Source organism: Cedecea sp. Ae19-4 (assembly GCF_059801165.1).
Genome location: NZ_JBCHWG010000001.1, coordinates 1,713,578 through 1,735,530 on the forward strand (window position 1 = coordinate 1,713,578; position 21,953 = coordinate 1,735,530).

The 21,953-nt window shown below is 55.7% G+C and carries 21 protein-coding genes and 1 other annotated feature; of the genes, 13 read left to right on the forward strand and 8 right to left on the reverse strand.

Annotated features, from left to right (window positions below; genetic code table 11):
• Positions 1-131 precede the first annotated feature (131 nt).
• Positions 132-2,729 (reverse strand): type I DNA topoisomerase, encoded by a 2,598-nt coding sequence (topA, locus tag AAIE02_RS08130; protein WP_498532338.1) that lies wholly within the window; start codon positions 2,727-2,729, stop codon positions 132-134.
• 400 nt (positions 2,730-3,129) lie between these two features.
• Between topA and AAIE02_RS08135 the strand changes: the two genes are divergently transcribed.
• Entirely contained in the window at positions 3,130-3,381 is a 252-nt protein-coding gene (locus AAIE02_RS08135) for a YciN family protein (RefSeq protein WP_008461316.1), read from the forward strand.
• Positions 3,382-3,417: 36 nt separating this feature from the next.
• Here the strand turns inward: AAIE02_RS08135 and sohB are convergent, their stop codons facing one another.
• Positions 3,418-4,467: a protease SohB gene (sohB, locus tag AAIE02_RS08140; RefSeq protein WP_008461314.1), complete on the reverse strand. Its 1,050-nt coding sequence runs from the start codon at positions 4,465-4,467 to the stop codon at positions 3,418-3,420.
• Between the two features lie 256 nt (positions 4,468-4,723).
• Here sohB and AAIE02_RS08145 point away from each other — a divergent pair, with 256 nt between their 5' ends.
• Together AAIE02_RS08145 and cobO are read left to right on the forward strand one after the other, a co-directional pair.
• Positions 4,724-5,485, forward strand: a complete 762-nt coding sequence (locus tag AAIE02_RS08145; RefSeq protein WP_498532339.1) for a YciK family oxidoreductase — start codon at positions 4,724-4,726, stop codon at positions 5,483-5,485.
• Positions 5,482-6,072 carry a cob(I)yrinic acid a,c-diamide adenosyltransferase gene (cobO, locus tag AAIE02_RS08150; RefSeq protein WP_498532340.1) on the forward strand — a complete coding sequence of 197 codons (591 nt, stop codon included), beginning with the start codon at positions 5,482-5,484 and terminating at the stop codon, positions 6,070-6,072. Before AAIE02_RS08145 ends, cobO begins: the two co-directional genes overlap by 4 nt.
• Positions 6,073-6,103: 31 nt before the next feature.
• Here cobO and rluB read toward each other — a convergent pair whose 3' ends face one another.
• The 4 genes from rluB to rnm form a co-directional block, all read right to left on the reverse strand.
• The gene (gene rluB / locus AAIE02_RS08155; RefSeq protein ID WP_008461308.1) at positions 6,104-6,991 is read right to left on the reverse strand and encodes a 23S rRNA pseudouridine(2605) synthase RluB; all 888 of its coding nucleotides are present in this window, start codon (positions 6,989-6,991) and stop codon (positions 6,104-6,106) included.
• A gap of 190 nt (positions 6,992-7,181) precedes the next feature.
• Positions 7,182-8,003, reverse strand: a complete 822-nt coding sequence (locus tag AAIE02_RS08160; RefSeq protein ID WP_008461307.1) for a MerR family transcriptional regulator — start codon at positions 8,001-8,003, stop codon at positions 7,182-7,184.
• Positions 8,004-8,013: 10 nt separating this feature from the next.
• A complete protein-coding gene (locus tag AAIE02_RS08165; protein ID WP_008461305.1) occupies positions 8,014-8,634 on the reverse strand; it encodes an L-threonylcarbamoyladenylate synthase in 621 nt (206 codons plus the stop codon).
• Positions 8,631-9,530, reverse strand: a complete 900-nt coding sequence (rnm, locus tag AAIE02_RS08170) for an RNase RNM (RefSeq protein WP_442892758.1) — start codon at positions 9,528-9,530, stop codon at positions 8,631-8,633. Before rnm ends, AAIE02_RS08165 begins: the two co-directional genes overlap by 4 nt.
• A gap of 138 nt (positions 9,531-9,668) precedes the next feature.
• Positions 9,669-9,766: a sequence feature (Trp leader region), on the forward strand.
• Between the two features lie 21 nt (positions 9,767-9,787).
• On the opposite strand from rnm, the gene AAIE02_RS08175 reads away from it, so the two are divergent.
• From AAIE02_RS08175 to AAIE02_RS08200, 6 genes are all read left to right on the forward strand, one after another.
• Complete coding sequence (locus AAIE02_RS08175) at positions 9,788-11,350, forward strand: anthranilate synthase component 1 (RefSeq protein ID WP_498532341.1); 1,563 nt, start codon at positions 9,788-9,790, stop codon at positions 11,348-11,350.
• Positions 11,350-12,945 carry a bifunctional anthranilate synthase glutamate amidotransferase component TrpG/anthranilate phosphoribosyltransferase TrpD gene (gene trpD, locus AAIE02_RS08180; protein ID WP_166992071.1) on the forward strand — a complete coding sequence of 532 codons (1,596 nt, stop codon included), beginning with the start codon at positions 11,350-11,352 and terminating at the stop codon, positions 12,943-12,945. The genes AAIE02_RS08175 and trpD overlap by 1 nt, the downstream gene beginning before the upstream one ends.
• Before the next feature lie 4 nt (positions 12,946-12,949).
• Positions 12,950-14,311: a bifunctional indole-3-glycerol-phosphate synthase TrpC/phosphoribosylanthranilate isomerase TrpF gene (trpCF, locus tag AAIE02_RS08185; protein ID WP_336707317.1), complete on the forward strand. Its 1,362-nt coding sequence runs from the start codon at positions 12,950-12,952 to the stop codon at positions 14,309-14,311.
• A 12-nt stretch (positions 14,312-14,323) separates the two neighbouring features.
• Complete coding sequence (gene trpB / locus AAIE02_RS08190; RefSeq protein WP_008454293.1) at positions 14,324-15,514, forward strand: tryptophan synthase subunit beta; 1,191 nt, start codon at positions 14,324-14,326, stop codon at positions 15,512-15,514.
• Positions 15,514-16,320 carry a tryptophan synthase subunit alpha gene (gene trpA / locus AAIE02_RS08195; RefSeq protein WP_039294104.1) on the forward strand — a complete coding sequence of 269 codons (807 nt, stop codon included), beginning with the start codon at positions 15,514-15,516 and terminating at the stop codon, positions 16,318-16,320. Before trpB ends, trpA begins: the two co-directional genes overlap by 1 nt.
• Positions 16,321-16,688: 368 nt before the next feature.
• Positions 16,689-17,750 (forward strand): hypothetical protein, encoded by a 1,062-nt coding sequence (locus tag AAIE02_RS08200; protein ID WP_498532342.1) that lies wholly within the window; start codon positions 16,689-16,691, stop codon positions 17,748-17,750.
• Between the two features lie 73 nt (positions 17,751-17,823).
• Here the strand turns inward: AAIE02_RS08200 and ompW are convergent, their stop codons facing one another.
• Entirely contained in the window at positions 17,824-18,456 is a 633-nt protein-coding gene (gene ompW / locus AAIE02_RS08205; protein WP_008454288.1) for an outer membrane protein OmpW, read from the reverse strand.
• A gap of 285 nt (positions 18,457-18,741) precedes the next feature.
• Between ompW and AAIE02_RS08210 the strand changes: the two genes are divergently transcribed.
• Genes AAIE02_RS08210 through yciA form a run of 4 tightly spaced genes read left to right on the forward strand, consistent with a single transcriptional unit; the run spans position 18,742 to position 20,915 of the window.
• Positions 18,742-19,152, forward strand: coding sequence for a YkgJ family cysteine cluster protein (locus tag AAIE02_RS08210; protein WP_336707320.1), 411 nt, complete (start codon positions 18,742-18,744; stop codon positions 19,150-19,152).
• Positions 19,153-19,180: 28 nt separating this feature from the next.
• Positions 19,181-19,924 (forward strand): YciC family protein, encoded by a 744-nt coding sequence (locus tag AAIE02_RS08215; protein ID WP_166992054.1) that lies wholly within the window; start codon positions 19,181-19,183, stop codon positions 19,922-19,924.
• Positions 19,925-19,983: 59 nt separating this feature from the next.
• Complete coding sequence (locus AAIE02_RS08220; RefSeq protein ID WP_166873360.1) at positions 19,984-20,520, forward strand: septation protein A; 537 nt, start codon at positions 19,984-19,986, stop codon at positions 20,518-20,520.
• The gene (gene yciA / locus AAIE02_RS08225) at positions 20,520-20,915 is read left to right on the forward strand and encodes an acyl-CoA thioester hydrolase YciA (RefSeq protein WP_008454281.1); all 396 of its coding nucleotides are present in this window, start codon (positions 20,520-20,522) and stop codon (positions 20,913-20,915) included. Before AAIE02_RS08220 ends, yciA begins: the two co-directional genes overlap by 1 nt.
• Before the next feature lie 38 nt (positions 20,916-20,953).
• Here yciA and AAIE02_RS08230 read toward each other — a convergent pair whose 3' ends face one another.
• Entirely contained in the window at positions 20,954-21,880 is a 927-nt protein-coding gene (locus AAIE02_RS08230) for a LysR family transcriptional regulator (RefSeq protein WP_498532343.1), read from the reverse strand.
• Between the last annotated feature and the right edge of the window lie 73 nt (positions 21,881-21,953).

Sequence of the window (21,953 nt, forward strand, 5' to 3'; positions counted from 1 at the left end):
TGACATTGCTTTACTCACTATATCAGTTATAGCTACTTTGTATAGATGGGATAAAAAGATAATAAACGAGTTATATAAGGCGCCATAAAAAAACCGGAGACAGGCTCCGGTTTTCACAGGTTCAGGCAGAATTATTTCTTACCAACGACCCATTTGCCGTCAACGAAGAAAGCTGACCAGCCGGTCGCTTTACCGTCTTTATCAGAAGCCACGTACTGCTGCTTCGTTTTACGACTAAAGCGAACGAACGCTTTATTCCCCTCTGGATCTTCCTGAGGAGCGTCGGCCAGATAGCGCAGCTTCTCCGGCAGGCGATCGCGGAAGCGATGCAGCTCTTCAACCAGCGGGGCGCGCGTTTCACGAGATTTCGGGAACGTGTTCGCGGCCAGGAAGACGCCAGCGGCGCCATCACGCAGCACGAAATACGCGTCAGACTTCTCACACGGCAACTCTGGCAGCGGCACCGGATCTTCCTTCGGTGGCGCTACTTCGCCGTTACGCAGGATCTTACGGGTATTTTTACACTCGTCATTAGTACAAGCCATGTACTTGCCAAAACGCCCCATTTTCAGGTGCATTTCGGAGCCACATTTCTCACACTCAACGATTGGGCCGTCATACCCCTTGATGCGGAATTCACCCTCTTCGATTTCGTAGCCGTCACAGGTCGGGTTATTGCCACACACGTGCAGCTTACGCTTCGGATCGATAAGGTAGCTGTCCATCGCCGTGCCGCACTTCTGGCAGCGACGCTTGGCACGCAGGGCGTTAGTTTCCGCATCGTCACCTTCCAGCACGTTAAGAACTTCGTTCTCCGGCACCAGGTTGATGGTGGTTTTGCAGCGCTCTTTCGGCGGTAACGCATAGCCAGAACAGCCGAGGAACACGCCGGTACTCGCGGTACGGATCCCCATTTTACGGCCGCAGGTTGGGCAGTCGATGCTGGTCAGAACCATCTGGTTCGGACGCATACCGCCTTCTTCCGGATCCTGCTCCGCTTTCTCAAGCTGGCCGCTAAAATCAGTGAAGAAGTTGTCCAGCACGCCTTTCCACTCGGCCTGGTTATTGGCCACCTGGTCAAGACTGTTTTCCATTTGCGCCGTGAAGTCGTAATTCATCAGCTCGCGGAAGTTCTCTTCCAGACGATCGGTAACAATTTCACCCATTTTTTCGGCGTAGAAACGGCGGTTCTCAACGCGCACGTAGCCACGATCCTGAATGGTTGAAATGATAGAGGCATAGGTAGACGGGCGGCCAATTCCGCGTTTTTCCAGCTCTTTCACCAGCGACGCTTCGCTGAAACGCGCAGGCGGCTTGGTAAAGTGCTGGGCTGGAAGCAGTTCAACCAGCGTCAAAGATTCGCCCGGATTCACCGCCGGTAAGGTGCGATCTTCATCCCCCTTGCGCAGCGCAGGCATCACTTTCGTCCAGCCATCAAAGCGCAGCGTGCGGCCACGCGCCTTCAGACGGTACTCACCGGCTTCCACCGTCAGCGTGGTGGAGTCGTATTTCGCTGGCGTCATCTGGCAGGCGACGAACTGGCGCCAGATCAGCTGATAAAGCTTCTGGGCATCCGCCTCCATGTCTTTTAAGGCTTCCGCCTGCACGGCCACGTCAGAAGGACGAATCGCTTCGTGCGCTTCCTGAGAGTTATCCTTGCTGGCGTATTGATTGGCATCCGCCGGCAGGTATTTCTTACCGAAGTTTTCTTCGATGTAGCCGCGTACCATTCTCACCGCGTCCTGGCTCAGGTTAGTAGAGTCAGTACGCATATAGGTAATGTGACCCGCTTCGTAAAGACGCTGCGCCATCATCATGGTTTTCTTCACGCCGAAGCCAAGGCGGGTGCTGGCAGCCTGCTGCAGTGTGGAAGTGATGAACGGCGCCCCCGGTTTGCTGCTGGTCGGCTTGTCTTCACGATCCAGAACGGTGTAACGCGCTTTTTCAAGCAGGCTAACGGCCGCCATGGTCTGCTCGCGGTTAACCGGACGGAACGGTTTGTCTTTATGGTGACTCACCTGTACCGGCAGCGCATCGCCCTTCGGCGTCGACAGGTTGGCATCGATTTCCCAATACTCTTCCGGGACGAACGCTTTAATTTCGCGTTCACGCTCAACCACCAGGCGAACGGCCACGGACTGAACGCGCCCGGCAGACAGGCCACGCGCAATTTTTTTCCACAGCAGCGGAGACACCATATAGCCCACAACGCGGTCCATAAAACGGCGCGCCTGCTGGGCATTCACACGGTCAATATTCAGTTCACCGGGCTTTTCAAACGCCTGACGAATCGCATTCTTGGTGATTTCATTAAACACCACGCGGCTGTAGCGGGTGTCGTCGCCACCGATAACTTCCCGCAGGTGCCAGGCAATGGCTTCCCCTTCGCGGTCAAGGTCGGTTGCGAGATAGATGTGGTCTGCTTTTTCTGCCAGTGATTTCAGCTCGGAGACCACTTTCTCCTTGCCAGGCAGCACTTCGTAATGAGCATCCCAGTCATGCCAGGGATCGACACCCATACGGTTGACGAGCGCTCCGCGTTCATCCTTTTTGACCTTTTTGGCCCCTTTGGCGGCGGTAGAGTCAGCGCTCTTCTTGGTGGTTGATCCACTGGTCGGCAAATCACGGATATGACCGACGCTGGACTTCACCACGTAGTCGTTTCCGAGATATTTGTTGATCGTTTTGGCTTTTGCCGGGGACTCAACGATAACGAGAGCTTTACCCATTTTCACCTTTACCTATTTAATTCTTCCAGGAATACGTCGCAAATTTTCACCTTCCACTGGCGACGCGCTTTTTTATATTGCGGCAGCGTAGAAGGAGATCAACTCTTTTTTTCAATAACCTGCAACACCCACGGCTCACTCGTCGGGTATTGAAGGCCTAAAGTCTCAAACAAGTGGCATAGCACGACGGAAGTTTGGTCGAATGTCAAGCAATTCTGTTGCCAGATTTGCGAAAGCGTCACACTCTACCTGATAAAATATGTTACGCAACTTTATTAGCATGCAATACCGGATCCCGCCAGCACGGTTAACTTTTTTAAGGCCACAGGGTTTACAGGGAAAATTTGCCCTTTTCCCTCAAGCGGACGTAAACTAGCGCCAGTTTTTTAAGGAGAACATCATGCAAGAGACAACTCAGCCTATTGACCGCGAATCCCTCCTCGCAGAGGCGAACAAAATCATTCGTGAACATGAGGATTTCCTGCACGGAATGGAAGCCACCGGCGTGGAGCAAAAAAACGGCGTGCTGGTCTTTAGTGGAGAATACTTCCTGGACGAACAAGGTTTGCCCACGCCGAAGAGTACGGCGGTGTTTAATATGTTTAAACACCTGGCCCACGTCCTGTCAGAAAAGTATACGCTGCAGGGCTAAACGAAAAGCGAGGCTTAAACGCCTCGCTTTTTTGCTTTACAGCAGTGGTTTTTCACCACGCTGCCACCAGCGCAACAGCAGGCGATCTAAGCTATTCGCCGCGCTACCGGTGAAGCGGTCCATCATTTTTTTACGCTGCAAATAACGTACATTAATAGCGTCAAAATCTTTCATCATCCCCAGCAGCAGATCGTCGCTGGTCGCCACGTCATCAACCAGACCTTTTTCTTTCGCCTGGGTACCGTACCAGTGCTCGCCCGTAGCCACTGATTCAATATCAAGGCCCGGACGCATGCTGCTGACAAACTGTTTGAACAGGTGATGCGTTTCGTTGAGATCTTCCCTGAACTTCTCACGCCCCTGCTCAGTGTTCTCACCCAGCAGGGTCAGCGTGCGCTTGTACTGCCCCGCGGTGTGCAGCTCCACGTCGATGTCATTGCGCTTAAGCAGGCGATGGAAGTTAGGGATTTGCGCGACAACGCCAATCGAGCCGATGATCGAGAAGGGCGCGGCCACAATGCGCTGGGCCACACACGCCATCATATAGCCGCCGCTGGCCGCCACTTTATCCACCGCAATGGTTAAAGGCACGGCTTTGTCCCGCAAGCGCTGGAGCTGTGATGCCGCTAGCCCGTAGCCATGAACCACTCCGCCAGGGCTTTCCAGGCGCAGCAAAACTTCATCCTTGGGTTTAACTACCGATAGCACGGCGGTAATTTCTTCACGGAGCGAGCTGACCTCGTGGGCATCCATGCTGCCTTTAAAGTCGAGGACGTAAAGCGTCGGCTTGCCTGAACTGGCCTTTTCGCCACGTTTAGCCCGCGCCTTTGCCTGCTTCGCTTCGAGCTTAAGCTTTTTCTTTTCTTCTTTAAGCCACAGCTTCTGCTGATGCGGGTCGAGCATAGCGACCTGCATCTCCTGCTGTACATCCTGATACTGCTCGCTCAGATTCGTCAGCCTTAGTTCACCCCGGCCCTGTTTCTTACGTTGCGCAACGTTCACCAGGATAAGTGCAATGGCACCAATTGCCACCACGATGGTCACCGCTTTAGCCAAAAAAAGTCCATAGTCAGCAATCAGATCCACATTTACCGCCTTTATCACCAAGCATTGTTAATCTCAGCAGTGTACCCGAGCAGGCACACGTTCGTCTGTAAGTAACTATAAAGGCAGCATGAGGGCATCCTTAAAAGATTTGGCTCGGGGAAATTTTTGCAAAATGTTAATCCTTAGCATTGTCTCCGGCTGACTGATTGAAATACGCCCGTCTTTAAGGCATAAAGCCAGGTAACTTAACGAGAAATAAGACGTGAGCATATTGCATCACGCGAGGAGTAAAGCCGTGCACTATCAGCCGCAAGATAATTTACTGAAAAATCGCATTATTTTAGTGACCGGTGCCAGCGATGGCATCGGCCGTGTCGCCGCACTCACCTACGCTCGCTTTGGTGCCTCGGTCATTTTACTGGGGCGCAATGAGCAAAAGCTCCGCGCCGTCGCCGGTGAGATCCAGTCTCACGGTTTGCTCCCCGCGCACTGGTTCACGCTCGACCTGGCTACCGCCACCTCTGCAGATTGCCATGCGCTGGCAAACAAGCTCGCCACACTGGTCCCTCGCCTGGATGGCGTTCTGCATAATGCCGGTATTCTTGGCGATGTCGTGTCGATGGACAAGCAGGATCCCAACACCTGGCAGGCCGTCATGCAGGTGAACGTCAATGCGACCTTTTTCCTGACTCAGGCTTTGCTTCCTTTATTACTTAAATCCGAATCTGGCTCTCTGGTGTTCACCACCTCAAGCGTGGGTCGCCAGGGCCGCGCTGGCTGGGGCGCTTACGCCGCCTCGAAGTTTGCGACGGAAGGCATGATGCAGGTGCTGGCGGAGGAGTATAAGCAGCACAACCTGCGCGTAAACTGCATCAACCCAGGCGGTACTCGCACCGCAATGCGCGCCAGCGCCTTCCCCACGGAAGATCCGGCTAAACTGAAAACGCCCCGGGATTTAATGCCGCTTTATCTCTGGCTGATGGGCGACGACAGCCGCCGTAAGACCGGCATGAGTTTTGATGCCCAGCCTAACCGTAAACCGGGGATTTCAGAATGAGCGAAGAGCTTTATCAGCAGCGCCAACAGCGCCAGAAAGAAAAGGTTGATGCGCGCATTGCAGAAGCCCAGCAGGAGCGCGGGATCCTGATAGTCTTCACCGGCAACGGGAAAGGTAAAACAACCGCCGCATTCGGCACCGCTACCCGCGCCGTAGGCCACGGCAAAAAAGTCGGCGTCATTCAGTTTATCAAGGGCCAGTGGCCGAACGGCGAACGTAATCTGCTGGAGCCACACGGGGTTGAGTTTCAGGTGATGGCGACAGGCTTTACCTGGGAAACGCAAAACCGGGAAACGGATACCGCCGCCTGTCTTGCGGTGTGGGAGCACGGCAAACGGATGCTGGCAGACGCCAGGCTGGATATGGTGATCCTCGACGAGCTGACCTACATGGTGGCCTATGATTATCTGCCGCTGGAAGACATCTTAATCGCGCTGGCTAACCGCCCGGCGAATCAGACAGTGATTGTGACTGGCCGCGGGTGCCACCGCGATATTCTGGACATGGCCGACACGGTGAGCGAACTCCGCCCGGTTAAGCATGCGTTTGACGCCGGGGTGAAGGCGCAGATGGGTATTGATTACTAATAAAAAAACCCCTCAAAAGAGGGGTTAAGATTTAGCTGCCGCTGCCGTTATTACGGCTGCTGCTGGCGCGGCGGTTGCCGCCGGTCACTTGGGTGTGACGCTTCACGGCACGACGAATCTGGTTCGCTTTCATGCGGCGGCGATCTTTTTCTACCGCCACTTTACTGCTGGTTTCTTCCGGCAGTTCCACCAGCGTACGCAGGTAGTTTGTCTGCGCCAGGTCAAGCTCGGTATAGCCCCCGCGCGGAAGGCCTTTCGGTAGCTTAATGTCACCGTAACGCACGCGAATAAGGCGGCTCACCTGAACACCGACAGCTTCCCACAGGCGACGAACCTCACGGTTACGGCCTTCGGTCAGGGTCACGTTATACCACTGGTTAATGCCTTCCCCGCCGGTGAACTTGATGGTTTTGAACGCCGCCGGGCCATCTTCAAGCTGTACGCCACGAGACAGTTGTCTTACTTTGTCGTCATCCACCTGGCCAAACACGCGTACGGAGTATTCACGCTCCACTTCACGGCTTGGGTGCATCAGGCGATTTGCCAGCTCCCCGTCGGTGGTGAACAGCAGTAAACCACAGGTATTCACGTCCAGACGCCCAACGGCAATCCAACGTGCACCGCGCAGCTTTGGTAAACGGTCAAAAACGGTTGGGCGCCCTTCCGGGTCGCTGCGGGTACAGAGCTCACCTTCCGGCTTGTAATAGGCCAGCACGCGGCAGATCTGTTCCGCTGATTCACGGATGGAGATCAAATGACCATCGATGCGGATTTTAAGCGACTGGGTAATTTCAACGCGATCGCCCAGCGTGGCAATTTTACCGTCAACGCTTACGCGGCCTGCAGAGATAATGGTTTCAATCTCACGACGGGAACCATGGCCAGCGCGAGCCAGCACTTTTTGTAACTTTTCGCTCATTGAGCTTCCTCGGGTGTCGCCTTCACAGGCGTCTCAGATACTTTGAAATCAAAAGGCATGGGCCTGATGAAGTATAAATACGAATTTGAATGGCTGCCCGGCAATGCAGGAAAACCGCTGACAGCATCGTGGCCGCACATACTACACGAATTTTAACGTAAATGGAGTGAAAACCCGTTTCCAGATTTGCTCACCGCTGGCTCTGAGTATCCAGCAGTGCAGCTTGCTCGCCGGAAGCACAATTGCGCGGAGTAGCCACATTTTTATTTCCTCTGGCGGCCTCACTGCCTCCCAGAAAAACAGGAATTCCGCTCTTCAGCCAGCGGTGATACTGTGCCTGTTGGTTAGCATCCAGCGCCTTATCGGCCCAAATCATAATGTGGTCCGCATGAATACGGCTAAGATCCGGGCAGGGAATGCCGCGGTCAAGGACCTCAACGCAAAAACCGTCGCTGGCAAAACGGATCCCTTCCAGCCAAAGCTCGACGGGATCTTTTAGCGAAAGTGCCAGAATAAACAGACTGCCGCCGGGCCGCTTGCGCCCGCTGGCCAGGACGAACGTCGCATATTCAATCAGCGCCGTATCAAGCAATGCGCTATTCATCGCCTGTTCCTGCTGTGCATCAGCGTTAAGCCATAGTCTCAGCGGGCGGATAACCTCATCAATAAAAATAGCGGGCGGGACTTCGCGGCCATAGCGCCAGATAAGCGCCCTCAACTTCGCCGGCTGCATCGCCTCACACTGCGCCAGCAGGGCTTCCTGAACGTCGAGCCATCTGAAAGGCGGAGACATTTTCTCGCCTTTCAGCAGCGCCAGCATATCCGACAGAGCCACCCCTTTCTCAAGCCAGCCGACAATCGCGGCGACCTGCGAACAGTGGGTAAAATCAAAAAAACGGTGCCCGTTCTCATCCACCTGCGGCTTGATCAACCCATAACGCTGCCAGCTACGAATATTGGCGGGCGTCACGCCGCATTGAGAAGCCAGAACATCAATGTTAAATCGGGCCATAGCGATTTCCTTACAGGAAAGGTTTAACGTCCCCGACGCCCTCGCGCATAACAACCGGCGCGTCTTCAGTCAGATCGATAACCGTGGTGGGCTGCTGCCCCAGATAGCCGCCGTGGATAACCAGATCCACCACTTTCTCGAGGCGATCTTTGATCTCTTCAGGATCGGACTCGGTAAACTCGCTACCCGGTAGCATCAGCGAAGTCGACAGCATCGGCTCATTCAGCACTTCAAGGAGCGCCAGCGCAATCGGATTTGACGGCACGCGCAAACCGATAGTTTTACGTTTTTCCTGCAGCAGGCGACGGGGAACCTCTTTGGTGCCCTTCAGGATAAAGGTGTAATTCCCCGGCGTGTTGTTTTTAATCAGACGGAATGCCACGTTGTCGACGAAGGCGTATGTCGACAGCTCCGACAGATCCCGACACATCAGGGTAAAGTTGTGGCCGTCAGGGAGCTGACGAATGCGGCAAATGCGCTCCATGGCGCCCTTATCTTCAATCTTGCAGCCCAGCGCATAGCCGGAATCGGTAGGGTAAACAATGACCCCGCCTTTACGAATAATATCGACGGCCTGATTAATCAGGCGCGGCTGCGGGTTATCCGGGTGGATATAAAAAAACTGACTCATACTGCCCTCTCTTTAGCGATGCGGCTCTGCTCCCAGTGCTGCCAGACGGGCTCAACGCCCGCCGGTAGCCACAGCTTACGGCCCAGTTCAATCCACGCGCAGGGTAGATGAAAATCAGACCCCTGCGACGCCAGCAGATTAAACTGCTTAGCGTAGCTCGCAAGCTGTGTACGTTCGTTGGGAGCCTGCTGGCACTGCGCAACTTCCATGGCATCGCCACCGTGTTCGGCAAAGTGCGCCAGCAGTCGTTTTAGCCATTTTGCGGTCAGGCCGTAGCGCCCTGGATGCGCCAGCACCGCCTGCCCGCCAGAATGATGAATCACATCAATAGCTTGTTCTATTGTACACCACTGGGGCGGAACGTATCCGGTTTTCCCCTTAGCCAGATACTTTTTGAAAACATCGCCCATATTGCTGGCTTTGCCCTGCTCGACCAGAAAACGAGCGAAATGCCCGCGGGTAATTGCCCCGCTGCCTGCGTGACGCATTGCCCCTTCCAGCGCACCGGGAATACGCGCTTTATCCAGACGTTCGGCAATCATTACGGCGCGCTGGCTGCGGCGTTCACTTTGCTGTTCAAGAAAAAGCTTCAGCGCCGGGTGCTGTTCATCAATACCCAGGCCAACGATATGGATTTCGTGATTTTCCCAGACGGTGGAGATTTCAACGCCGCTAATTAACTGTAGCGGTAAATTCAGGCGCTGGATTTCAGCCCTTGCGGCAGGCAGACCCGCCACGGTGTCATGATCGGTAATGGCAAGTACCGTGACGCGCATATCTACGGCGCGATTAACCAAAGCTTCAGGAGACAACAGGCCGTCCGAGGCGGTAGTGTGGCTGTGTAAATCGTGGATCGTGGCCAGGGTGGGCTCGCTCAAAATGGCTCCAGAATGGATAAACAGAAATTTAGCGGCCCATGATAACGATAATCGGCTATTTTAAAAAATCAGTATTGACAATACAGCCGCGAACCAGTTTACTAGTACGCAAGTTCACATGACGAGGTATCTGAAATGAAAGCGATGAATTCCCTGCACGGTTGGTGGCGTACTCCCTGAACTCGGGCGGTGCGATCGCGTACGCTGTTTAACAGCACAGATACCAGGCCCGCCAACGATGCGGGCTTTTTTTTGAACAAAATTTGAGAACTAAAATGAAAACACAAAAACCGGCACTTGAACTCCTGAGCAGCGAAGCTGCCTACCGTGAAAACCCAACGGCCCTTTTCCACCAGCTGTGCGGTCCGCGCCCTGCGACGCTGCTGCTGGAGTCCGCAGACATCGACAGCAAAGACGACTTAAAAAGCCTGCTGCTGGTCGATAGCGCCATGCGCATTACGGCCTTAGGTGACACCGTCACCTTACAGGCCTTGTCTGCTAACGGCGCTTCCCTGCTGCCTCTGCTGGATGCCGCCCTGCCGGCTGGTGTCGAAAACGAGCACTTCCCGGATGGCCGCACCCTTCGCTTCCCAACGGTCAGCACGTTATTAGATGAAGACGCGCGCCTGTGCTCGCTGTCGGTCTTTGACGCATTCCGCATTATGCAGGAACTGGTGAGCGTGCCCGCAGATGAACGCCATGCGATGTTCTTCGGCGGTCTGTTTGCCTACGACCTGGTGGCCGGTTTTGAGGACCTGCCGCAGCTTAAACAGGACAACCGCTGCCCGGACTACTGCTTCTACCTGGCCGAAACCTTATTGACCATCGATCATCAGAAAAAACAAACCCGCATTCAGGCCAGCCTCTTTACGCCTTCCGTGAGCGAAAAACAGCGTCTGCATAAACGCACCGAACAGCTGCGCCAGCAAATCAGTGAAGAGCCTGCAGCCCTGCCGGTGCAGAAAGTTGAGCACATGAGCTGCGATGTCAATCAGAGCGACGAAGAGTTCGGGGCGGTTGTTCGCCAGATGCAAAAAGCCATTCGCATCGGTGAAATTTTCCAGGTTGTGCCGTCCCGCCGCTTCTCGCTGCCTTGCCCGTCACCGCTGGCGGCTTATCAGACGCTGAAGAAGAGCAACCCTAGCCCGTACATGTTCTTTATGCAGGACAACGATTTCACACTGTTCGGCGCTTCCCCGGAAAGCTCGCTCAAATACGATGCGACGAATCGCCAGATTGAGATCTACCCGATTGCCGGCACCCGCCCTCGTGGCCGCCGCGCCGACGGATCGCTGGATCGAGACCTGGACAGCCGCATCGAGCTGGAAATGCGTACCGACCATAAAGAACTCTCAGAACACCTGATGCTGGTTGACCTGGCGCGGAACGATCTTGCCCGCATTTGTACGCCGGGCAGCCGCTACGTGGCGGATTTAACCAAAGTCGACCGCTACTCCTTCGTGATGCATCTGGTTTCCCGTGTTGTCGGCGAGCTGCGTCACGACCTGGACGTGCTGCACGCCTACCGCGCCTGTATGAATATGGGCACCCTGAGCGGCGCGCCGAAAGTACGTGCGATGCAGCTGATTGCCGGGGCCGAAGGCGTTCGTCGCGGCAGCTACGGCGGCGCGGTGGGTTACTTCACCGCCCACGGCGACCTCGATACCTGCATCGTCATCCGCTCAGCCTACGTCGAAGACGGCATAGCCACCGTGCAGGCCGGCGCTGGCGTTGTCCTTGATTCAGACCCGCAGTCCGAAGCCGACGAAACCCGCAACAAAGCCCGCGCTGTTTTGCGCGCCATTGCTACCGCGCATCACGCCCAGGAGATTTTCTAATGGCTGACATTCTGCTGCTCGATAATATCGACTCATTCACCTATAACCTGGCGGACCAGCTGCGCGCGAACGGCCACAACGTGGTGATTTACCGTAACCACGTCCCGGCACAAACGCTGATCGAACGCCTGGCCACCATGGATAACCCGGTGCTGATGCTGTCCCCTGGGCCAGGTGCCCCAAGCGAAGCGGGCTGCATGCCGGAATTACTGACACGAATGCGCGGTAAACTGCCAATTATTGGCATTTGCCTCGGCCACCAGGCCATTGTGGAGGCTTACGGCGGCTACGTCGGCCAGGCGGGCGAAATCCTGCACGGCAAAGCCTCCTCTATCTCCCATGACGGCGAAGCGATGTTTGCCGGGCTGCCTAACCCGCTGCCGGTGGCGCGCTATCACTCCCTGGTGGGCAGCAACATCCCTGCCGGCCTGACCATCAACGCGCATTTCGACGGCATGGTGATGGCGGTTCGCCACGAGGCTGACCGGGTTGTGGGCTTCCAGTTCCACCCGGAATCCATTCTCACCAGCCACGGCGCTCGCCTGCTGGAGCAGACCCTCGACTGGGCGCTGCAGAAGCTGAAGCAGGCCAATACGCTGCAGCCGATCCTCGACAAGCTTTATCAGGCGCAAACCCTGAGCCGCGAAGAGAGCCACCAGCTGTTTTCCGCCATCGTTCGCGGTGAGCTGAAGCCAGAACAGCTGGCGGCCGCGCTGGTCAGCATGAAGGTGCGCGGTGAACACCCGAACGAAATTGCCGGCGCCGCATCTGCCCTGCTTGAGCACGCCGCGCCGTTCCCAAGCCCGAGCTACGAGTTTGCCGATATCGTCGGCACCGGCGGCGACGGCAGCAACAGCATTAACATCTCCACCGCCAGCGCCTTTGTTGCCGCCGCGGTCGGGCTAAAGGTCGCCAAACACGGCAACCGCAGCGTTTCCAGCCGTTCGGGTTCCTCCGATCTGCTGGCAGCGTTTGGCATCAACCTGGAAATGAACGCGGATGCTTCCCGTAAAGCGCTGGACGAGCTGGGCGTTTGCTTCCTGTTTGCGCCTAAGTACCACACCGGTTTCCGCCACGCGATGCCGGTTCGCCAGCAGTTGAAAACGCGCACCCTGTTCAATGTTTTGGGGCCACTGATTAACCCGGCGCATCCGCCGCTGGCGCTGATCGGCGTCTACAGCCCGGAACTGGTGCTGCCGATTGCTGAAACCCTGCGCGTCCTCGGCTATAAACGCGCAGCTGTGGTTCACAGCGGCGGCATGGATGAAGTGTCGCTCCATGCGCCGACGCTGGTCGCCGAACTGAATCAGGGTGAAATCAAAAGCTACCAGCTGACCGCCGCCGATTTCGACCTTCCGGCCTATCACCAGGAAGCACTGGCGGGCGGCACGCCGGAAGAAAACCGTGACATTCTGACTCGCCTGCTACAAGGTAAAGGTGAGACCGCGCACGAGTCTGCCGTCGCGGCTAACGTTGCGATGCTGATGCGATTGCACGGCCATGAAGACTTGAAGGCTAACGCCAAAAAAGTGCTGGATGTATTGCGCAGCGGGGCCGCATATGACCGCGTCACCGCGCTCGCAGGAAGAGGATAAGGGAATGCAGGAGACCGTTTTAAACCGTATCGTGGCTGACAAAGCGCTGTGGGTCGAAGCCCGCAAACAGCAGCAGCCACTGGCGAGCTTCCAGAATGAGATTGTGCCCGCCACGCGGAACTTCTATGACGCGCTGCAGGGGGCCCGCACCGTCTTTATTCTTGAATGCAAAAAGGCATCCCCGTCCAAAGGGACGATCCGCGATGACTTCGACCCGGCTCATATCGCCGGTGTTTATAAGCATTATGCCTCTGCCGTGTCGGTGCTGACCGACGAGAAATACTTCCAGGGCAGCTTCGATTTTCTGCCGATCGTCAGCGGCATTGTCAGCCAGCCGGTGCTGTGCAAAGACTTTATTATCGACGCCTACCAGATTCATCTGGCGCGCTTTTACCAGGCGGACGCCTGCCTGCTGATGCTCTCGGTGCTGGACGATGAACAGTATCGCCAACTGGCCGCCGTGGCCCACAGCCTGAACATGGGCGTGCTGACCGAAGTTAGCAACGAAGAAGAGCTGGAGCGCGCCATCGCGCTCGGGGCCAAAGTGGTCGGCATCAACAACCGCGACCTGCGCGATCTGTCCATTGACCTGGACCGCACTCGCCAGCTGGCCCCGCGTCTGACCCACGGCGTCACGGTAATTAGCGAATCGGGCATTAATCATTACGCTCAGGTTCGTGAACTCAGCCACTTCGCCAACGGATTCCTGATTGGCTCCGCGCTGATGAGCGAGGATGACCTGAACGCCGCGGTACGCCGCGTGTTGCTGGGTGAAAACAAAGTTTGCGGCCTGACGCGGGGGGAAGATGCTCGTGCGGCTCAGGAAGCCGGAGCTATTTACGGTGGCCTGATCTTCGTCCCGACTTCGCCGCGTTTTGTCAGCGATGAGAAAGCCGCTGCAGTCATTGCCTCCGCCCCGCTTCGTTACGTGGGTGTATTCAGAAATACGCCGATAACAGAAGTTGTGCAGAAAGTAGAGACGTTCTCACTGAGCGCAGTTCAGCTTCACGGCGCTGAAACCCAGGCATACATTACTGAGCTGCGAGCGCTGCTGCCGGAGAAAACACAAATCTGGAAAGCGTTGAGCGTAGCCGACACGCTTCCTGAGCGGAATCTGCAGCACGTTGACAAATACGTGTTCGATAACGGCCAGGGCGGCACCGGGCAAAGCTTTGACTGGCGACTGTTAGCCGGACAAAAGCTGGACAACGTGATTCTGGCGGGCGGCCTCGGAGCGGATAACTGCGTGGAAGCGGCTAAAGCCGGCTGCGCGGGACTGGATTTCAACTCTGGCGTGGAAAGTGCGCCAGGAATAAAAGATGCTAACAAGCTGGCTGCGGTCTTCCGGACCCTGCGGGCTTACTAAGGAAGAGATACCATGACTTTACTGAACCCTTATTTTGGTGAATTTGGCGGGATGTACGTGCCGCAGATCCTGATGCCTGCTTTGCGCCAGCTCGAAGAAGCTTTTGTGGCGGCGCAAAGTGACGCTGAGTTTCAGGCGGAGTTTACCGATCTGCTGAAGAACTACGCGGGCCGTCCAACGGCGCTGACTAAATGCAAAAATCTTACCGCAGGCACCAACACCACGCTGTACCTCAAGCGTGAAGATCTGCTTCACGGCGGCGCGCACAAAACTAACCAGGTGCTGGGCCAGGCGCTGCTTGCCAAGCGTATGGGCAAAACCGAAATCATCGCCGAAACCGGCGCGGGTCAGCACGGCGTAGCTTCTGCCCTCGCCAGCGCCCTGCTCGGCCTGAAATGCCGTATTTATATGGGAGCCAAAGACGTCGAGCGCCAGTCGCCAAACGTCTTCCGTATGCGCCTGATGGGGGCCGAAGTCATTCCGGTGCACAGCGGCTCATCCACCCTGAAAGATGCCTGTAACGAGGCGCTGCGCGACTGGTCTGCAAGCTATGAAACCGCGCACTACATGCTCGGCACCGCCGCAGGTCCGCACCCGTTCCCGACCATCGTGCGTGAATTCCAGCGCATGATCGGCGAAGAAACCAAAGCGCAGATTCTGGAAAAAGAAGGTCGCCTGCCTGACGCGGTAATCGCCTGCGTGGGCGGTGGTTCCAACGCCATCGGCATGTTTGCGGACTTTATCGATGAAACCAGCGTGGGCCTGATTGGCGTTGAGCCAGCCGGGCACGGGATCGAAACCGGCGAACACGGGGCGCCGCTGAAACATGGCCGCGTGGGGATCTACTTCGGTATGAAGTCGCCAATGATGCAAACCGACGAAGGGCAAATCGAAGAGTCTTACTCTATTTCTGCCGGGCTGGACTTCCCATCCGTAGGGCCGCAGCACGCGTACCTGAACAGCACCGGCCGCGCCGATTACGTCTCCATTACCGATGACGAAGCGCTGGATGCCTTTAAAGCACTGTGCCGCAGCGAAGGGATTATTCCTGCGCTGGAGTCCTCCCACGCCCTCGCCCATGCGTTGAAAATGATGCGCGAGAACCCTGAAAAAGAGCAGCTGTTGGTAGTGAACCTCTCTGGCCGCGGCGACAAAGACATCTTCACCGTCCACGATATTCTGAAAGCACGAGGGGAAATGTAATGGAACGTTATCATCATCTGTTTGAACAGCTGCAGGCCCGCAAGGAAGGCGCATTCGTTCCCTTTGTGACGCTGGGCGACCCGAACCCTGAGCTTTCGCTGAAAATTATTGATGCACTGGTTGAAGGCGGCGCGGACGCGCTCGAGCTGGGCATTCCGTTCTCCGATCCGCTGGCGGATGGCCCAACCATCCAGGGCGCGGCGCTGCGGGCTTTCGCCTCTGACGTGACGCCAACCCAGTGCTTTGAAATGCTGGCGACGATCCGCCAAAAATACCCGGAGATCCCGATTGGTCTGCTGATGTATGCCAACCTGGTCTTTAACCGTGGCATCGACGAATTTTATGCGCTGTGCGCCAAAGTGGGCGTGGATTCTGTGTTGGTTGCCGACGTGCCGGTGGAAGAGTCCGCTGAATTCCGCCATGCCGCAATGCGCCACAACGTCGCGCCTATTTTCATCTGCCCGCCAAACGCCGACGAAACGCTGCTGCGCGAAATTTCGGCTCATGGCCGGGGTTACACTTACCTGCTTTCCCGTGCAGGCGTTACCGGCACCGAAACGCGCGCTCAGCTTCCGCTGCATCATTTAATTGAGAAACTGGGTGAGTATCAGGCCGCGCCGCCTCTGCAAGGCTTTGGTATTTCCGAACCGTCTCAGGTACGCGATGCCATTGCCGCCGGTGCTGCAGGCGCGATTTCAGGCTCTGCGGTGGTGAAAATCATCGAAAAGAACCTGGCACAGCCTGAAGTAATGCTCAGCGAACTGAAACAGTTCGTGCAGAACATGAAAGCCGCCACGCGCGGGTAAGTAGAATGTAAGGGGTACGCCAGAAGTATCTTAAATATCAGGCATAGTGGTTTTATATAATTATTGATTACTCATTATTTTCAATATGATGGCCGCTATGCCTGCGCCTTTCTCCAGACCATTTTCATCCTCCCCGCCTTCTTTTAGCGGCTGACAGCAAAAACCGCATGCATTGCGACTTTACTCTTTGTATTTTATCGCCTCTGGGAAACGAGGATCGCAGGAAGACGACCCTAAAGCAGTCACCCCTCTTTTGTCGGGTTGGCACTCACACCAAAAAATTTGGAGCGGAAAGCACGTTCTGACGCTGGCGACAGTCAGCGATAAGAATAAAAACATTTTGCTATGCATACACAGGATCGCACATCGTGCCTGACACCACTCTTTTCTCGCAGATTTCCAGAACCACAACCGGCTTTGCTTTCGTATTATTCTCTTTCACGCTCGGCTTACCTAAGGCATTTGCCCAGGCACTCCCCCGCATAGTCGTGCCCGTTCATGCCAAACTGATGGCCAACGATGGCCTGCGTTATAGCGTGACGCTGACCATTGGCGGTAAACCGGTGGAAACCATGCTCGATACCGGTTCGGTCGGCCTCCGCGTGATGCCGGGCGTACTCAACGTCGACAATGTAGAGCGGCTCAACAAGCCTGAACACGTGCAATATTCCAGCGGCGTGCAGCTGGATGGTGAGCTTGTCAGGACGCAGGTCGGGTTTGAGGGCGTGAACATACCAACCGTCATTCAGCTGGTTGAATCCGCCCAGTGCAATGCCATCCGGCCACATTGCATTGCCTCCAAAGCGACTATCGATCAATTTCGTATGGGCGGCGACCCCGTTAGCGCTGGCTACAAAGCTATTCTTGGGATCGGCATGACCCGTAACAATGCGCCTAATCCCCTGTTAGCACTGGGTGAGCGCTGGATAGTGATTCTCCCTCGCCCGCACGACAGCGAGCCCGGTAAGCTGATTATTAACCCGCTGAATGCCGAAACCAGCGGGTTCAGACAAATCGCATTATCGGCTCAGCCGCCAAAACCGGGGGATACACATCACTACTGGAAAGATAGCGAGATCGATGGCTGCCTGGAACGGCTTGATACCGGGGAAAAAGTCTGCGGGAAAAACATCATTGATAGCGGCTCCGAAGGCTTTATTTACTTCAGCGCCGATCCGCAGGCACAGGACAAATGGCCAGAGGGCACGCCCGTGCATTACACGCTCAGGCTGGCCGATGGCAGCCTGTTTGGCCAGCACTTTAAGGTCACTAACGACGGCGGACGCTACATCCATCACATCGTCAATCTGACCAAACACAGCCTGAACACCATCAACGGCGGGATTATCACCTATTTTGATAACTCTGTTTTATACGATCAAACTGCCGGAACGATTGGATTAAAGGCACGGCATTGGTACCGGGAGTGATAGCCATTAATCCCTTCCGGGAGGAATAAACCTCACCGGGCTGGCCCGTTGAAGGCCAGCCCGATCACAGCCTTTAGAAGCGGTAGCCCGCAGAGAACATAAACACCCACGGGTCGATGCGCGTCTTGATGCTCTGCTGGTCTTCCCCGGCTTTAAATTTCACCGTGGTGTCGATGTCCATATACCAGACGGACATGTTCAGCAGCCAGTCTTCGTTCACCAGATAATCCAGCCCGACCTGACCCGCAGCGCCCCACGAATCTTTCACTTTCAGATCGCTCAGGCCCGCGCTTTTGCCGGTGTCGTTGAAGCTTGCATCAAAGAAAGTGGTGTAGTTTACCCCGACGCCCACGTAAGGCCGCACTTTGCTACCCGCATCGCCAAAGTACCACTGCGCCATCAGCGTAGGTGGCAGCTGGTGCACGGTGGCAAGATCACCGGTTGGCCCAAGCCCGACCTTGTGACGAAACGGCGTCGCCGCCAGCAGCTCAATCCCGATGTTATCGGTGACCATATAGTCGAAGGTCAGCCCCAGCTGCGTATTGTTATCAACTTTAAAGCCGCCCATTTTGAGCACGTCATCCGAGCCCGCGGTGGGTCGAACCGTCGCGGTCCCCGCGCGCATAAAGAATTCTCCCGCCTGATGCGCCGACGCCGCACCGGACAGACATCCCATCGCCAGTAATGCCAGTGTGAGTTTTTTCATAGCCCTTCCCTTGTTATGGTTTTTAACAGCGGGCTGAATATACTCAGAAAGAAGTACAAAGTGATCTAACACCGATCACACTTTATCCTCTAATTTAACATTCAATGATCTGGATTAATTTTTGGTAGCGCAGTGAAAAACAACAAACCTAAACCAGATCAACTTTGTTAATAATCACATCCTGAAAATTCTTCCCCATCCACCCCTTGTAAAAACCCCTGACCTGGCTAATTTGGGTGTTCTCCTCAACCGTTGAAACGTGAAATCAGAAGTTGCAGGTGCAAGATGAGCGATAACCCTTGTATGACTTGTGGTGCCTGTTGTGCTTACTTTCGTGTCTCTTTCTACTGGGCTGAAGCCGACGACGCCGGCGGCCTGGTCCCTTCGCATTTAACCGAGCCGGTTACCCCTTTTCTGCGCTGCATGAGCGGCACTAACCAGCGCAACAGCCGCTGCGTAGCGCTGGAGGGCGAGCCAGGTCAGCGGGTCAGATGCAGCATTTATGAAAATCGTCCTTCGCCGTGCCGCGAGTTTGCGATGTCCGGGGAAGACGGCGTCACCAACGATGCCTGCAACCGGGCACGAGCCCGCTACGGCCTGGTGCCCCTGTACGGAACTGACGCTATTCAACCGCTTATAGAAAGTCTTTGTGGTGCCACGGCAGCTTCATCCAGGGTACAATTGCCCCCAGATTGATAACCGCTAGCAACATCAAGGAGAGTGCATGTCTATCACGGCAGGTTCCGTATACCGTGACACGGGGAATTTTTTGCGTAATCAGTTTGTTACCATATTGCTGATTGCGTTACTTTGCGCCTTAATTTCGGTGATTATTGGCCGCGCGTTCTCGCCCAGCGAAGAACAAATGGCGATTCTGAGTGAGGGAGATAACCTGGCGGGCAGCGTCGGGCTGTTTGATTTAGTGCAGAATATGTCGCTGGAACAGCAGCAAGTGTTACTGAAAGCGTCTGCGGCCTCCACGTTTTCGGGCCTGATTGGCAACGCTATTCTGGCGGCCAGCATGATGGTGCTGATGCAAATCGTTTCTGCAGGCCAGCGCGTAAGCGCCCTGCGCGCGATTGGTGCCTCTGCGCCCGTGCTGCCAAAAATGTTCATTCTGATCTTCCTGACCACGTTGCTGGTGCAAATCGGGATCATGCTTGTGGTTGTGCCCGGCGTGCTGCTGGCTATCCTGCTTTCGCTTGCGCCAGTGATGCTGGTACAGGATAAAATCGGGATTTTCCGCTCTATGCGCAGCAGCCTGCGCCTGGTGTGGGCCAACATGCGCCTTGTTGCCCCTGCGGTCGTCGGCTGGCTGGCGGCCAAAACGGCGTTACTGCTGCTGGCATCCAGCTTTGCCGCGCTGTCGCCGGAAGCCGGGGCCGTGATTGCGAATACCATAAGCAACCTGATTTCAGCCGTGCTGCTGATCTACTTATTCCGCCTGTACATGTTGATACGTCAATAACCTTCCCCGACTCCTGACCGCGCGTTATAGTCAGGAGTCACCTCTTTACGGAACAGATTATGAAGCAGTTTCTCGACTTCCTGCCCCTGATTGTCTTCTTTGCTTTTTATAAGATGTACGACATTTTTGTCGGCACCTGGGCGCTGATCATCGCCACCGCCCTCGCCCTGGTTTATAGCTGGGTCAAGTACCGCAAGGTGGAAAAGACCACGCTGGTCACCTTCGTGATGGTTGCCGTCTTTGGCGGCCTGACCATTTACTTCCACAACGCGGAATTCATTAAGTGGAAAGTCACGCTGATTTACGGCCTGTTCGCGGCGGCGCTGCTGGTGATGCAGTTCGGCATGAACAAGCTGCTGATTCAGAGCATGCTGGGCAAAGAAATCACTTTACCAACCGAGGTGTGGACTCGCCTGAATATCGCCTGGGCGCTGTTCTTCATCGCCTGTGGTTTATTGAATATTTACGTGGCGTTCTGGCTCCCGGAAAGCATCTGGATTAACTTTAAAGTGTTCGGGCTGACCGCCATCACGCTGGTCTTTACCCTGCTGAGCGGCGTCTACATCTACCGTCATATGCCAAAGGAAGAGCAGTAATGCCGAACGAATTACCGCAAGGTGAATTAGTGCTGCGCACCCTGGCGATGCCAGCGGACACCAACGCCAACGGCGATATTTTTGGCGGCTGGCTGATGTCGCAGATGGACATGGGCGGCGCCATTCAGGCCAAAGAAATTGCTCATGGCCGGGTTGTGACCGTGCGCGTGGACGGCATGACCTTCCTGAAGCCAGTGGCAGTGGGCGATGTAGTGTGCTGCTACGCCCGCTGCGTTAAGCGCGGGACAACGTCCATTACCATCAATGTGGAAGTCTGGGTGAAAAAGGTTTCTTCCGAGCCAATCGGCCAGCGCTACAAGGCCACCGAGGCGATATTTATCTATGTTGCCGTGGATAAAGAAGGCAAGCCTCGCGCGATACCTCAAGCCGAGTAACTCTCCTGCCCGGTTACGCCGGGCAGTTTATTTTCCCCTCACGCGACCGACCGGTTTTCCCCCATTTCCTGCAGAAGATAATCAATAAACAGGCGCGTTTTGGCCGGAATCAATCTACCCGGCGGCATAATGCCGTAGACACCGCCCCGATCCTGGCCTTTCCAGGCCGGCAACACCCGAACCAGTTGTCCGCAAGCAAGCTCAGTCGTGATAAGCCACTCGGGCACCAGGGCAATCCCCACCCCATCCACCGCCGCCTGCAACAGGGCTTCTGAATTGTCCGTCTGCAGCGGGCCCTTAATTCGCACGGTGGCTTTGCTGTCACCGTTCACCAGAAGCCAGTCTGGCCAGCTGGCATGACTCACCAGCCCCAGGCAATGATGCTCGCTGAGGTCCGCGGGGGAAGCGATCTCGCGCTGTCCCAGCCAGGCCGGGGAAGCGACAAGCTGGTATTCAAACTGCCCCAGCCTGCGGGCAATCAACGCGCTGTCGGTCAGACGCCCGACGCGGATGGCCACATCGTAGCCCTCGGCCACCAGATCCACCAGCCTGTCGGTAAACCTGACGTCCAGGTGAATGCCGGGATACTCGGCTAAAAAGGCCGACAGTTTGGGGATAATCCAGCGTCGGCCAAAGGTCAGCGGCAGAGAGATTTTAAGGTTTCCAACCGGGGCAGCCGTGAATTCACTGACTTCCAGCTGAGCATTGCGTAACTCATCCAGGATGCCCCGCACGCGGCGGTAAAAAAGCTCCCCGGCCTCGGTCAGCACAACATGACGCGTGGAACGAGCCAACAGCCGGGTGCCCAACCGGGATTCAAGATGCTGAATTCTTCTGGATATCACGGTAGCGTTACGGTCCAGCACGCGCGCGGCTCCGGCAAAACCGTTGTTTTCCACCACCGCGGCAAAGGCAGCCAGCTCGTCAATTTTAAGATGCTCGCTGAATTCCTGCGTATTTTGCATTAAGCAATTGCTCCAGTGAGTGATTATCTACATTTATGCAGATGATACAGTGCTCGCGAACTTATTGGGGAGT

Bases quoted from the DNA above. Each gene is read 5' to 3' on its own strand.
- topA (WP_498532338.1), bottom strand. From the start codon at position 2,729: ATGGGTAAAGCTCTCGTTATCGTTGAGTCCCCGGCAAAAGCCAAAACG.
- AAIE02_RS08135 (WP_008461316.1), top strand. From the start codon at position 3,130: ATGCAAGAGACAACTCAGCCTATTGACCGCGAATCCCTCCTCGCAGAG.
- cobO (WP_498532340.1), top strand. From the start codon at position 5,482: ATGAGCGAAGAGCTTTATCAGCAGCGCCAACAGCGCCAGAAAGAAAAG.
- rluB (WP_008461308.1), bottom strand. From the start codon at position 6,991: ATGAGCGAAAAGTTACAAAAAGTGCTGGCTCGCGCTGGCCATGGTTCC.
- AAIE02_RS08160 (WP_008461307.1), bottom strand. From the start codon at position 8,003: ATGGCCCGATTTAACATTGATGTTCTGGCTTCTCAATGCGGCGTGACG.
- AAIE02_RS08165 (WP_008461305.1), bottom strand. From the start codon at position 8,634: ATGAGTCAGTTTTTTTATATCCACCCGGATAACCCGCAGCCGCGCCTG.
- AAIE02_RS08175 (WP_498532341.1), top strand. From the start codon at position 9,788: ATGAAAACACAAAAACCGGCACTTGAACTCCTGAGCAGCGAAGCTGCC.
- trpD (WP_166992071.1), top strand. From the start codon at position 11,350: ATGGCTGACATTCTGCTGCTCGATAATATCGACTCATTCACCTATAAC.
- trpCF (WP_336707317.1), top strand. From the start codon at position 12,950: ATGCAGGAGACCGTTTTAAACCGTATCGTGGCTGACAAAGCGCTGTGG.
- trpB (WP_008454293.1), top strand. From the start codon at position 14,324: ATGACTTTACTGAACCCTTATTTTGGTGAATTTGGCGGGATGTACGTG.
- trpA (WP_039294104.1), top strand. From the start codon at position 15,514: ATGGAACGTTATCATCATCTGTTTGAACAGCTGCAGGCCCGCAAGGAA.
- ompW (WP_008454288.1), bottom strand. From the start codon at position 18,456: ATGAAAAAACTCACACTGGCATTACTGGCGATGGGATGTCTGTCCGGT.
- AAIE02_RS08210 (WP_336707320.1), top strand. From the start codon at position 18,742: ATGAGCGATAACCCTTGTATGACTTGTGGTGCCTGTTGTGCTTACTTT.
- AAIE02_RS08215 (WP_166992054.1), top strand. From the start codon at position 19,181: ATGTCTATCACGGCAGGTTCCGTATACCGTGACACGGGGAATTTTTTG.
- AAIE02_RS08220 (WP_166873360.1), top strand. From the start codon at position 19,984: ATGAAGCAGTTTCTCGACTTCCTGCCCCTGATTGTCTTCTTTGCTTTT.
- yciA (WP_008454281.1), top strand. From the start codon at position 20,520: ATGCCGAACGAATTACCGCAAGGTGAATTAGTGCTGCGCACCCTGGCG.
- AAIE02_RS08230 (WP_498532343.1), bottom strand. From the start codon at position 21,880: ATGCAAAATACGCAGGAATTCAGCGAGCATCTTAAAATTGACGAGCTG.